Below are 12917 nucleotides of genomic sequence, written 5' to 3'. Positions count from 1 at the left end.
CAGGGGGGGCATTCTGCCCGGACTGACCAGAATCACGGACGCCACTGATGAACAAAAATACGATAACCCTGCGCACGCTGCTTGTTATCCTGTCGCTGGGGGGGATCCTCATGACGTCCGTCCTTCTCCTAGGCAGCCTGTGGTTCTTCCAGAAAGCCAACATCGAAGACCGCCTGCTGGACAGTAACATCGCATATGCCCGCAAGCTTTCTGACACCACCGATCGCTACCTTTTCACCGCGCAGCGCGAGCTGGCTTTCAGCGCCGGCCTTATCAAAGACTTCAGCAACGTGCAGCAGCTACGTCAGGAGGCAGATCGCCTGCGCCTGCAGTCCGGTTTTTTCAATTCGGTACTGGTGGTAAAGCCGGATGCGGTAGTGGCGGCAGCCTCGCCGGAAAGTCTCGGTCTGGTCGGGGACACGCTGAATTCACCGGCCAGCCGGCAGGCGCTGGCGTCACGAAAGCCATTCATTTCCCGGCCATTCACCTCCGCCGCAGGCAATTATATCATTTTCATTTCGCAGCCGGTTTTCAGTCTGGCAGGAGACTATCTTGGATACGTTGGCGGCAGCATTTACCTGAAAAAGCAGGGCATGCTGAGCGACATTCTCAGCCTGCACTTCTTTACCCGGGGAGCCGATATCAGCATCGTCAGCAATGAAGGAAGTATTATCTTCAGCCACGATCCCGAAAAAGTTGGCCGCGTGCTGGACATCAGTCCCGAACTGAAAAGACAGCTCGGCCTGTCAGAAAGCGGGAAATATCTGCTCACAAGTGACGGCCAGGAATACCTTCTGGGGTATGCCTCGCTGCACAGGACCGACTGGAACATCTTTGTTTACAGTACCGCGGACGACGCCACATCCATTCTTCTGAATACGGCCAGAAAGGCAGTGTGGTTTATCCTGCTGATCGTGATTCTGGTGGGCTGCCTGGTCATACTGTTTGCCGCCCGCATATCTTCACCCCTGGAAAAACTCGCGCAGTCCATTAACACCCCTGACAGCGGTGCCACGCTGCGGGCCCTGCCGCAGATAAATGCCTGGTATACAGAGGCCGTCAGGCTGCGTGAGGCGGTTTATCATCATCTGCAGATGATGATAAACCAGGTCTCCTCCCTGACCGATGAAACCCGTACCGACCCGCTGACCGGACTGCTGAACCGCCGGGGATTTACAACATTTATCAGACAGCATGCCCGTACACACAGTCACTGCGCCATTGCCGTTGATATCGACCATTTTAAAAAAATAAACGACAGGCTGGGGCACGATGCGGGTGATGCCGTCCTGATAAGCCTTGCAGGCCTGCTCCGGTCCGCCTGCCGGAGCAGTGATATTGTGAGCCGGTCCGGAGGGGAAGAGTTCGTGATTTTTCTGCCGGATACCCAACTGCCTGACGCGGCGGCCACGGCGGAACGTATCCGTCACCTTGTTGAAACCTCGGTATTCCCTTATGCCGGACAGATCACCGTGTCAGCCGGGGTTGCGGCACTCATTGATGTACAGGGCAGCAGTACGGAAGGGCTCTTCCGTCAGGCCGATATGGCACTTTATGAAGCCAAAGGGGCAGGCAGGAATATTGTCATCATCAGCACCCCGGAGGGGATGATAGTCAACGCCAGTGACAGCCAGTGACAGCCAGTGACAGCCAGTGAGGCCGGTTTATTACCGCCGGCAGCTGTCGCGGAGCTTCCAGTAAAGCCAGCTCTGTAACGCTTCTGCGGGCAGCGCACGCCCGGAAAAGTAGCCGTTCAGGGTATCCCCGTCGTCCGCCCGTTCTCCTCCGGGACTGAGGACCCGGTAATCCTGACCCTCCAGCATTCTGATAATACCGCGGATCCGGATACGCGAAGCGGTGTCCGGGGACAACTCGCACCAGAGCGCGGGAGGAAAAATCACGACGCCCGGGGGCAGCCGCGTAAGATAACCCAGATCGCCTGATGCGCCGTTCAGACCATCCAGTGACACGGTAAACCCGTGCTGTCTGAGCCTGCCGAGCCCCGACAGTGCAGCAGGATTATCAGCCAGGCTTTCCGGAGTAAGACAGTCAATATTAAGCAGGAAAAGCGGCAGGCGCGCCCTCTTCATGCTGCGCTTAAGCGCAGAGGCAAAGCCGGGCATGGCAATGTCGTGTTCACTGACCAGTACAGAGACCGGGAGGGTGATGCAGGTGCCGTGCCAGCGCTGCAGCTGTGTAATAACCTGATTCAGGGTCCACTCCGTCAGCAGGTGGAGAAAAACGGGTGAAATACCGCAGGTGATGAGGACCCCGGGAGAGAGCGTCCCCTGCTGCGGATGGTCCCATTCAACGCGGGCCTCCAGCGCCACGGGCCGGCCGGTCTCCATGGAGAACCTTGGCCGGAACAACAGTGAAAGCCCGTCGCCCGTACGCACGACGTCAGCCAGCTCTTCAGGCCCCGGCAAAAAGGATGACATGCCCTGTCCCTGGCGGCCGGAGGGTATGGCCGGGACTCCGCGGGTGATGGCCTCCGTTAAAGCCGTCATGGCCTGTGCAATGGCCATCTGCCCGGCCCGCGGCCCCGGCGTGAAGACGCTTTCTCCCGTCACGGGTGAGAGCTCCAGCGACATATTGCCCCCCGGATGGCGCTGATGCCGTGCAGTAGCGCGGAAACCCGCCCCGCGCTCAGCCTGCCTCCCTCGAGCGTGAGCAGGGCAAACCGTCCCGCTGAAAACGCATAAAGGCGCTCTTCTTTTGCGGGCCTGAGCCGCAGCGGGAGAAGCATGGCGATATCGCGCAGCAGCCTCTCAACCGCACCGGCACCGAGTGAGCCAACAAGGTCGCGGGCGCGCGACATCTCTAGGCAGTCGATCAGCACCAGGCGCCGTGGCCTCACGTCGCCCTGTGAGGCAAGCAGCTGTAAATCACGGACGAGTCGCTGCCTGTCGGGCAGCCCGGTCACGGCATCCGTGAGGCCTGCGCCGTGCCAGGTATACAGGAATGACATCACCATTTCAGCCAGAAGGCCAAGGCGTTGCACCTGCTGCGCCGGGAAAGGATGAGGCCGGGTATCGGTCACGCACAGCGTGCCGGGAATGAAGCCGTCAGGGTGCCTGAGCGGTACGCCGGCGTAAAAGCGGATAAAGGGCGCGCCGGTGGTCAGCGGATGGTGGACAAAATCCGGATCCAGCAGCGTGTCACAGACCACAAGTGGGCTACCGCTGTCGATAACGTGGCGACAGAACGCGTTCTGTCGCGAGGAAGTTTTCAGGCCGAAATTATGGGCAGCCATAATGGTCTGCTGTTCATCATCGACCACGGAAACGAAGCTCCCGGGAATACCCAGTCGCTGGGCGGCCAGTCTGACAAATTGCCCCAGAATTTCGTCGCGACCCTCGTCCGGGGCCTTCATCATCGTCAGCACGTCCGAAACGTGCCTCTCACTGGCATCTGAATTGTATGACATTGCTGTCCCCGGCCGGCGTGTTACGCCAGAAAAAGAGGAATATATAATAAAAACGGAGTGAATGATTTAATCACTGCAAGAGGGGGAAATAATCAAGTGCGGCTGAAGTTAGCTAACCATAAGCGGCCTGGATACTTACATTAAACTCTGTTAATTCTGCCAGTTAAAATACACCCGGATAAAAAATAACGCTAAAGTTACTGGTTGAGGGCATTATATTTCCCTTCGCGAGGGAATAAAATAACGTCAGGGTAATGTTGTGTTAATACAAATTACCAGCTGTAAGCGCTAAAATTCCCGGCTGGAACGTTTATATATTCAGCTATGGGCTTTTCATTATATATCCCGATGTAAATGAAAAAAACGCAGAGTATGCCGCAATATGATTGACAGCCTGCAGGCTCAGACCAGCGCGCCTTGACATTAACCGCTGCATTGTTAAGTTTACCTGATGAGGTGTGTTCGGAACCATTCACCTCCGGGTGATGGATGTGCAGGGTAAAGGGGGTATTTTGGGTAGAAACGCAACGTCAGCACCGATCACGGTGGCAGATAATGTCAGGGAACTGCGTAAGGCGGCCGGCCTCACGCAGGAGGAGGCCGCAGAGTCCTTCGGGTACAGCCTGCGCGTCTGGCAAACTAAAGAGATATCAGGTACGCTGCCCGCGCCCCTGCGTCAGAAAGAATACGAATATCTTCTGCTGCTGGCAGGGAGGCATCCTTACCTGACGCTTACTCCACGAAAATGAGAACCGTTCAGGAAAAGAGAGGATTACTCTATTTTTTGCAGGCGCTAAGGTTCAGGGATGCTCAGCTATCTGTATATTTCTGCAAGAAATGTGGCCGCATCAGGGCTCTTTTACGATGCGGTGCTGTCCCCCGCAGGCTATCTGCAGGTAATAGCCGGAGACCAGATCTTCTTTTACCCTCCCACGGGCGGCGTGACGCTCTGTATTTCACGTCCGTGGAATGGTGGTGAAGCGGTAGCCGGGAATGGTGGGATGCCCGCGATACAGGTACAGTCACGACGCTGCGTTAACGCGATTTATACTGCCGGCTTACGCACGGGCGGAAGCCATGCCGGAAGGCCGGGCGCGCGGGCGCGGCAGAACAGGATTTTCTATATGGCGTATCTGAGGGATCCCGCGGGCAATAAAATCGCTTTTTTCTGCAATACGGCCCCTGAAGGTGAAGGTCCCGTCTGACAGGGCGTTAACAGACGATGTCGAAAGGCACGGAAAATGATTTTTAACTGTCAGTGTTCGGGGCGGATTTTTTTGAAAAAAAGGGCCGGTCGCCGAGCCGAAAACCAGCGGCAGTTATATTTCATAAAAACGGTAAGCCAGAAATAAAAAAAACCGCTACACACGGGTTAAAGGAGCTTACTATGAGGCTACTTAAGCATATGACAAATCAGTGGTATGTCAATTTTTTCACGCTGCGCGGATGATTTCAGTTAAGTGACGCACGCGTGTTACCGCGCGATCCCTTCAGGCATGCGCAATAAGTCAGTACAACCTGAGTTATCCTGAGGTGAGTCTGGCGGCGTGTCACCATAATATTCCCTAAGTCTCTGACGGATCGGAAGGATATTTTTTTGAGCGGTGACCCTGCTTCATCTGCCGCTCGTGCCTGGCGTAATCTTCCCCGCATTCAGCGCAGCAGAAAGCCGTGCCGGCAACGACCGGTTCATCCCGGCACCAGAGGCATTTACCGTCCGGACTCTTCAGCGCGGGTTTTCGCGCGGAAAGGGCGTTTGAGATAAATGCAGCCTCAGTCTCCTGTGACAGATCTGCGTCGTCCATAGCTATTCTCCACTGTTGATTTTTTGACGTTACCTGAACGTGACCGCGGCCATTATTACCAGGCTGCGCTCACAAAGCTGAAATAGTGAGTTCGTGGCATCCATAAAACGGGATGCCTTCACCGCCAGCACAGCCCGTCAGGTATGCCCGACAACCACTCATCCAGACCGGCCTCCGGCAGCGGCCTGGCGAAGAAATATCCCTGCGCCTGATCGCACCCGAAACCGGTAAGCATTTTCGCCGTCTCCACGTCCTCCACGCCTTCGGCGAGCACCGTGTAATCGAGCTCTTTCAGCATCGCAATGATGCTGCGGGCAATAATACGCGAAGCTGTGTCGGACGATATTTCACTGATGAGCGTACGGTCAAGCTTGATGACGTCCAGCGGCATCCGTCGCAGATAACTGATGTTGCTGTAGCCGGTGCCGAAATCATCCAGCGAAATGCCAAAACCGCGCAGCCTGAGCATTTCCAGGCCCTGCAGGGCGGCCGGACTTTCAAGGATGCGTTCCGTCTCCAGGCATTCGATACCCAGCAGCGAGGTGGGAAGCCGTGCGTTAATCATTTTCGCTTCGAGCGCATCAGCAAATCCCTCGCGGGAAAAGTCCCGGCTGCTGATGTTAATCGTCAAGGGAAGTTGAATGCAACTGTGTTGCAGCCGGACAAGGCGCGCAATGGTGCGGTCCGTTACCCGCCTCGGTGGCGATGAGTTTATAGTTCTTTTATCCGGGGGAATTACTGAGGCGGCCGACACGGCTGAGAGGCTGATTACGGCAGTACAGACGCCATTCCACTATCAGAACTTGCCGGTGAGCGTGGGCGCCAGTACGGGCATCACCATCTTTCCAGAGCACGGGCAGGACCCCTCTTCGGTTATGTCAGCAGCCGACCTGGCACTTTACCGAGCAAAGGGCCGCGGCAAAGGTCAGTACGTACTTTTTATGCAGGCATTCCGCGAGGAGGAGCTGAACCGGCGGCGCTTTGAACGTGAGCTTGAAACTGCGGTACGCGAGCACCAGTTTGTGCTGCACTACCAGCCCCGTTACAGCGCGACAGGTGCGAGCATCATCGGGTGCGAGGCGTTAGTACGATGGCAACATCCTGTTCGCGGCTTGCTGCTGCCGGCTCAATTCATTGACCTGCTGATCAAAATCCCACTGTCAGTCACACTCGGCGAGTGGATCATCCGAAATGCACTCAGACAGGTCCGCCAGTGGCAGCTTCACCTCCCGTCACTGCGCGTCAGCATTAATCTGTTCCCCCGCCAGATTTCCACCACAGGCCTTGAGGAAATCCTGTACGACAGCGCAGGAGGGTTTGCGGATTATGTGGATTTTGAAATTGACGAATCGCTGCTGACGACACTTATCCAGGAGACCCCCGAGCGCTTTGAGGCGGTCAGGATGACGGGAGCCAGTTTTATCATTGACCATTACGGGCGCGCCGTGGGAGCGATAAGCATGCTCCGGCAGGGTTTCTTGTCTGGTCTTAAAATTGACAAGACTTTAACTCTCCAGCTGCATACCAGTATGCGGGTACGCATGATGTTCAGGGGCATTGCTGCTCTCGGTAAAAGTCTTGGTATCAACGTGTCAGCCGAAGGCGTGGAGGATAACGCACAGCGTAAATTTGTCACCCTGGCAGGCTGCGATATTATCCAGGGAAGTGGTCTGTGTCTCCCTCTGAGCGCTCAGGCTTTTGAGGCGCTCATCTGTGGCACGGAGAGTACGGATGTGGATGGCATTCTCCTTGCTGAAAGAGGGTATTATTATGCAACTACGCTTCGTTCATTTTAAAACAAGGAATACTGATGACATCGAAATGGCAGTGGTTAATCCATCAGTTAACCCGGAAGCTGTGGTTCCGCGCTTCGCTTTATGCAATTCTCGCGGTCGCTACGGCGCTGGTGTCCATCAGCCTCAAGTCATATATTCCCGATTCATTATCCGGATTGATTGGTGCCGGGGCGGTTGATAAAATTCTGGCGATCCTTGCATCCAGTATGCTGGCGGTTACGACTTTCTCACTGAACATAATGGTATCGGCCTACAGTGCTGCAAGCGCCAGCGTCACCCCGCGTGCTACCCGACTGTTGGTAGAGGACAGCACAACCCAAAACGTGCTGGCCACGTTCATCGGTTCTTTCCTGTTCAGCCTCGTGGGAATTGTTGCCCTGGGGATGGGGGGCATACGGTGAACAGGGCCGTGTTGTCTTATTCATTGTTACCCTGGCAGTGATTGTGTTGATTGTGCTTACTCTTCTGCGCTGGATACAGTATCTGGCGCATTTTGGGCGCATGGGCGAAACGACTGAACGGGTGGAGTTAGCAACGCACGCGGCACTCACACACCGACAGAATAACCCTTATCTTGGTGGTACCCCCTGGGGCCGGCACATCACCCTTCCGGGAAACCGCCGGCCTGTCCACAATAAAGAAATTGGCTATATTCAGCACATAGACATGCCCGCGCTGTCTGCGTATGCCTCCGCCATGGGTTGCGAAATTTATATACCGTGTCAGCCCGGGGCCTTTGTTGATCCCGCAACACCGCTGCTATGGCTGGTTCCCACGCCTGACACTTATGACGAGTCCCGTCTCATCAACTGCTTCACCGTAGACGCAGAGCGGTCCTTCGATCAGGATCCACGCTTCGGCCTGAGCGTACTGTCTGAAATCGCATCGCGGGCGCTGTCACCGGCGGTTAATGATCCGGGTACGGCCATTGATGTCATTGGGCGTGCCGTGAGGTTACTTGCCATCTGGGATACTCAATATCAGCAGTCGGCTGCGGTTGATTATCCTCAGCTTTTCATAAAACCACTCGAAACCCGGGATCTGCTTAATGACGTATTTAATCCCATCGCACGCGATGGCGCAGCCATTATTGAGGTGCAAATCCGTCTGCAGAAGGCATTAAAGACCCTGGAAAAAATGACCCCTCTTACCTATTCCATTCCTGCTCGCCAACAGTCTTGCCGTGCGCTGGAGCGAGCCAGGATGAGTCTTGGCCTGGAAAAGGAAATAAAATGTCTGGAACAGATAGTCTCAGGGAAAGAAGATGAATGTGCGTAGCGCTAATCCCCAGGACGTATGCGGGATAAATATAAATGCTGGACTGGCCGGCCCGACCCTGCCGGTCAGGCACGAACACAGTTCTGAACATGTTTGTAAACCGGCGAAATCAAATCAGTCTCCCGTCTTTGGTCTTTGGGGATGCTGATCAGGTCACGTCGGTGCAGATTATGCGTTCAGCAACGGTCAGAAGGTCTTTTCCGGTGATATCAGGTTGCTCAACCACTTCCAGTGCGGCATTGCCCGTACGGGTGACGAGCGCCCCTTTCCAGCCGGATGACATGGCACCAATAATGTCCCAGGTGTGAGCAGCCACCAGGCGCAGTGAGCTGGCGTCAACCTGGAGAAAATTGCACACGTCGCGGTAAACCTCAGGGGCTGGTTTGAAACGTTTGCTCTCCTCAACGGAAAACTGATGTTCGAAATAATGTGCCAGCCCTGATTTCTCAAGCACCTTCCTGCCCTCCTGTGCCGATGAATTAGTAAGGGATGTCAGGTGAAAACCTGCCGCTTTTAATAGTTCCAGGGCGGGGAGCACATCGGGATGCGGTGGAAGGGTTGCCATCAGCCCCCTGAACTCCTCAACGGTGCTCACGGCAAGTGTGACAGACCTGATGTCGGCAACCATCCGCAGTACGGCTATGGCGAGCTGACCAAATGGCGTGTAGCGACCACTGAGGGTGAGTGACTGCGAATAGATGATCAACTCAGAAAACCACTGGCGCATGATGCGTTCATCACCAAAATTCCTGTGGAAAAATGGATTCAGTACTTCTATATCCAACAGCGTTTCATTCACGTCAAATACGATAATCCGCTCGTTATTTTTCATTTTTGCTCCGGTATTTTTTCATTTGAGTGTAGGTGAGGGAGGGCAACTTGTTTCAAAGTTTCAACTTTATAAGGTCGCCATGGGTGCAGACTGTCTGACAGATATGAGCACGTAGGCAGGTTCAGGCTGAGCGGTAATGCTCTCCAGGCACGCCGCCCACGCGGATGCTGTGACCGCTCCAAGGGGGCCGTCTGGAAAGCGGAATCTATGGTCATTTCCGTTTTTGCAACACCGATTTTGACGATAAGTTGGCCTGCCTGAATCTATCCGGCGCCTGAATGGGATTTCCTTCCCGCGACTGATGAACCTCCAGAAAATATACGGCTTCAATGAGCCTTTTCGTTTTACAGGTTCCTCAACAGCCCGGTGGGTCGTTAGTATCATCAATATCAGCATTCGCAAAACCAGATGAGTGATTCGTTAAACCGGTGTATTTTTGCCGTGATGCTTCATAAGTTTGCTGTCGTGCCGTCTGTGCCCAGGCTATTCTGGCCAGCTGGTTTGCCGGATCACAAGTGACGACAAAGTTGCTTTTCCTGCACGGTAGATTCCTTACCCGATCGGACAATTTACCAGACTGGTGCTCCAGTTTTTGTATGAATACCCCGGCGCACTGAACCAACAAAGTTAGGATTTTTTTGTTGCCTCGATTACTAATTCCCAGCAAATGACCCTGACCCAAAATCCTGCTCCATTCATAAAACAGATGAAAGCGATGCTGAGATTTCTTTTGCAACTAATCCGGTCAAGCAGTAAAGGTTGCTAGTACACTGACAGCACATTCACCCGCCTTGCAAAAGGAACTCTCAGGCAGATGCTGAACATTATTGCGCTATTTCTCTGTATCACAGCAGTTCTCGCTTTCTTCAATCGTCGGTTCGTCGGCCTGCCATCAGCTATTGGGGTTATGGGTATTGCCTTAGGCTTGTCGTTGCTGAACATGGCTTCTGACACGCTCGGCTTCCATGCGTTGCATACCCTCGAGCAGTCGCTAGTTGAATCCATCGACTTCTCCGAGTTGCTTATGCAGGGTATGTTGTCCTTGCTGCTGTTTGCCGGTGCCCTGCATGTCGATTTGTCGCAACTGCGTACTTATCGGTGGCAGATCGCATCCCTGGCACTGGTGGGTACGATCGTGTCAACCCTGTTCATAGGCTTTGGTCTCTGGGGATTGTTGTCCCTGACAAGCCTGGATCTGCCACTGTCCTACTGTCTGATTTTTGGCGCACTCATATCGCCCACGGATCCTATTGCCGTGATGGGGATTCTGAAGTCTGCCGGTGCTCCCAAGAGCGTCGAGGTGGTGATTTCTGGAGAGTCTCTGTTCAACGATGGCGTCAGCGTCGTCCTGTTTTCGTTGATCCTGTCGATGATCGCCAGCGGTGAATCTCCCTCGGTTACTGGTGCATCAATGCTGCTTCTTAAGGAAGCCGGTGGTGGTGCCCTGATGGGTGTTGTTATCGGATATATTATCTATCAAATGCTCAAGAGCATCGACAGCTATCAAGAAGAAGTGCTCATCACTCTGGCCGCTGTGCTGGGTGGCTACGCACTGGCCACTCAATTGCACGTCTCCGGTCCTTTGGCGATGGTTGTCATGGGCCTGATTGTTGGAAACCAGGCGCGTTCCTATGCAATGTCCGATGAGACTGAAAGAAACGTCGACATGTTCTGGGAGTTGATTGATGAAATTCTGAATGCGGTGTTGTTTGTGCTGATCGGTCTCGAAGTGGTGTTGATCCAGTTCTCCTATCCCCTAATAACAACTGGGCTGATGGTCATCATGCTGACATTGTTGTCGCGCTTACTGACGGTTGGCGTTCCGATTGCGCTGCTCGGACAGCGATTTCGTTTACCTGAAGGTGCTTGGAGTGTATTGACATGGGGTGGCTTGCGCGGCGGCATATCAGTGGCGCTTGCCCTATCACTACCGCCCGGCGAGGCTCGCAATATTGTCGTCTCACTGACTTACCTGGTAGTGGTTTTTTCGATCTTGATCCAGGGAATGTCAATTGGCAAACTGGTCAAACGTGTGATCCCCTGTTCTGGTCCATAGGAATGCAGCACACATGTGGCCGATTAAGGTTTGTGTCATAACTGACCGGATTGTCAGTCATATTGATCACGGGGTTCGAGGGCCAAACGTGAAAATAATCACGCTAAAGAATTATCTGTTTAAAAGCCATTTTTTGGCTGCTTTCTTAGCTGTGATACCTGTAGATCAAAGTATCCTGATTGCCCGTAGGCTACATCAGAAACCTTCAGCTTCACCAAATTACAGCCCCGAAGTTTACTGTCCAGAGCCCTTTTAAACATCGTCAAATCGCCTTTTTCTCCTTAATGCCCGGGTCCGGAACGCATTTCCCGGATACGTGATTTCTGAAGCGGTTTTTTTTGGCCAATGATACGGCTGTTGTCAGAAAGTTTCGTAGACACGATCACTACTGAGGATATTCAAAGCCATGAGTGTGCTACATTGTTGAAGCTATTTTCTATGGGTTTTAGAGGTCCCAGCTAATGACGAATAAACAGGGTGTTTTGATTGTTAACCTTGGAACACCAAAAGAACCAACGGCGGTTGCGGTAAAGAAATTTTTATCAAAATTTCTGCACGACTACAGAGTAGTCGACTTACCGAGAATAATTTGGTGCCCCATTCTTCATGGCGTAATTATCCCCTTGCGCGCAAAGCGAGTGGCGAAATTATATTCTTCGATTTGGATGGACGAAGGCTCCCCCCTCATGGTTTACAGCCTCAGGCAAGCACGTGCGCTCGAAGAAGCGACAGGCATGCCCGTCGAGTTGGGAATGAGTTATGGGGAACCGGCAATAGGTGGCGCTATTGACAGGCTACTGAAGAAAGGCGTCGATAAAATAATCGTCATACCTTTGTATCCACAGTTTTCATCTTCTACCGTCTCTTCTGTCTGGGACAGCGTGAGCGGTCATCTGCAAACCATGAAGAACCGATATACTCCGGCTATAAACTTCGTCAATGACTATGCCGATCACCCTGCCTACATTGAGGCGTTAAGAACATCCGTCAGGACTTCTTTTGAGACTAACGGCGTTCCGGATGCATTGTTGGTTTCATATCATGGTATACCAGTCAGGTTTTGCAAAGAGGGTGACCGATACCAGCAAAGATGTGAGTTAACGACAAAATTACTCACTGAAGCCATCAATATGCCGTCATTGAAAATAGTCATGACGTTCCAGTCCAGATTTGGCAGAGAGCCATGGTTAATGCCTTTTACCGATGAGACAATTAAAAATCTGCCGAACCAGGGAGTAAAAAACCTGCATGTAATCAGCCCGGGTTTTGCATCAGACTGTTTAGAAACACTTGAAGAACTTGATGAACAGAACAGAGAGATCTTTATGCATGCAGGAGGTACCTCGTTTACTTACATACCTGCGCTCAATGATAAGCCGGTTCATATCGAGATGCTGCGACAACTGGTGAACGGTAATCGATTTCAGTCATGATGTTCACACACTTCTGAGCAAGGCCGTTGCGGAAGTCATTATTATCAGTGAAAGCTGAAATGGGCTTCATTAGGCTAATTCGGTCAGGATTTCTTATTATTCTGACCAGCTTATCCCCATCAGAAATTCCCCCTCTGTCAAAAACACCATAACCATACTCATTTCTTACGTCTCCATCAGACATAATCGGAACGGCGCACCGTTATTATTCCAGATATGAACAAGGTCTACCCATTCCTGGAATGCCGGTACTCAGTCTGTTTTCTCCAAACAGCGTAAACACGCCATTG

At 53.0% G+C, this 12917-nt stretch carries 9 protein-coding genes and 3 pseudogenes; 7 read left to right on the top strand and 5 right to left on the bottom strand.

What is annotated here, in order from left to right; genetic code table 11:
- Window positions 1-47 precede the first annotated feature (47 nt).
- Entirely contained in the window at window positions 48-1637 is a 1590-nt protein-coding gene (locus EBC_RS00715; RefSeq protein ID WP_013199864.1) for a sensor domain-containing diguanylate cyclase, read from the top strand.
- Window positions 1638-1667: 30 nt separating this feature from the next.
- Here the strand turns inward: EBC_RS00715 and EBC_RS26075 are convergent, their stop codons facing one another.
- Complete coding sequence (locus EBC_RS26075; protein ID WP_231853655.1) at window positions 1668-2591, bottom strand: EAL domain-containing protein; 924 nt, start codon at window positions 2589-2591, stop codon at window positions 1668-1670.
- Complete coding sequence (locus EBC_RS26070; RefSeq protein ID WP_013199862.1) at window positions 2567-3427, bottom strand: GAF domain-containing protein; 861 nt, start codon at window positions 3425-3427, stop codon at window positions 2567-2569. Before EBC_RS26070 ends, EBC_RS26075 begins: the two co-directional genes overlap by 25 nt.
- Window positions 3428-3912: 485 nt before the next feature.
- Here EBC_RS26070 and EBC_RS00705 point away from each other — a divergent pair, with 485 nt between their 5' ends.
- Together EBC_RS00705 and EBC_RS00700 are read left to right on the top strand one after the other, a co-directional pair.
- A complete protein-coding gene (locus EBC_RS00705) occupies window positions 3913-4176 on the top strand; it encodes a transcriptional regulator (RefSeq protein ID WP_013199861.1) in 264 nt (87 codons plus the stop codon).
- 57 nt (window positions 4177-4233) lie between these two features.
- On the top strand, window positions 4234-4632 hold the full coding sequence (locus tag EBC_RS00700) for a VOC family protein (protein WP_013199860.1): 399 nt from the start codon (window positions 4234-4236) through the stop codon (window positions 4630-4632).
- 718 nt (window positions 4633-5350) lie between these two features.
- Here EBC_RS00700 and EBC_RS00690 read toward each other — a convergent pair.
- Window positions 5351-5923 (bottom strand): annotated as a pseudogene (locus EBC_RS00690) (EAL domain-containing protein); the annotation flags it as partial.
- Between EBC_RS00690 and EBC_RS00685 the strand changes: the two are divergent.
- Window positions 5907-7028, top strand: coding sequence for a putative bifunctional diguanylate cyclase/phosphodiesterase (locus EBC_RS00685; RefSeq protein ID WP_013199856.1), 1122 nt, complete (start codon window positions 5907-5909; stop codon window positions 7026-7028). The pseudogene EBC_RS00690 and the gene EBC_RS00685 overlap by 17 nt on opposite strands.
- A 14-nt stretch (window positions 7029-7042) precedes the next feature.
- Window positions 7043-8306: pseudogene (locus tag EBC_RS00680) on the top strand (DUF2254 domain-containing protein).
- A 148-nt stretch (window positions 8307-8454) separates the two neighbouring features.
- Here EBC_RS00680 and EBC_RS00675 read toward each other — a convergent pair.
- Both EBC_RS00675 and EBC_RS24885 read right to left on the bottom strand, forming a co-directional pair.
- A complete protein-coding gene (locus EBC_RS00675) occupies window positions 8455-9138 on the bottom strand; it encodes a haloacid dehalogenase type II (RefSeq protein ID WP_013199852.1) in 684 nt (227 codons plus the stop codon).
- Window positions 9139-9583: 445 nt separating this feature from the next.
- Window positions 9584-9817, bottom strand: a pseudogene (locus EBC_RS24885) (hypothetical protein); the annotation flags it as partial.
- Between the two features lie 135 nt (window positions 9818-9952).
- Here EBC_RS24885 and EBC_RS00670 point away from each other — a divergent pair.
- Together EBC_RS00670 and hemH are read left to right on the top strand one after the other, a co-directional pair.
- Complete coding sequence (locus tag EBC_RS00670) at window positions 9953-11194, top strand: cation:proton antiporter (RefSeq protein WP_013199850.1); 1242 nt, start codon at window positions 9953-9955, stop codon at window positions 11192-11194.
- A 461-nt stretch (window positions 11195-11655) separates the two neighbouring features.
- The gene (hemH, locus tag EBC_RS00665; protein ID WP_013199848.1) at window positions 11656-12627 is read left to right on the top strand and encodes a ferrochelatase; all 972 of its coding nucleotides are present in this window, start codon (window positions 11656-11658) and stop codon (window positions 12625-12627) included.
- Window positions 12628-12917: the final 290 nt, after the last annotated feature.

Source organism: Erwinia billingiae Eb661 (assembly GCF_000196615.1).
GTDB lineage: Bacteria > Pseudomonadota > Gammaproteobacteria > Enterobacterales > Enterobacteriaceae > Erwinia > Erwinia billingiae.
Note: the sequence above shows the minus strand (reverse complement) of the source record. Positions and strands in the feature narration are given on the sequence as shown.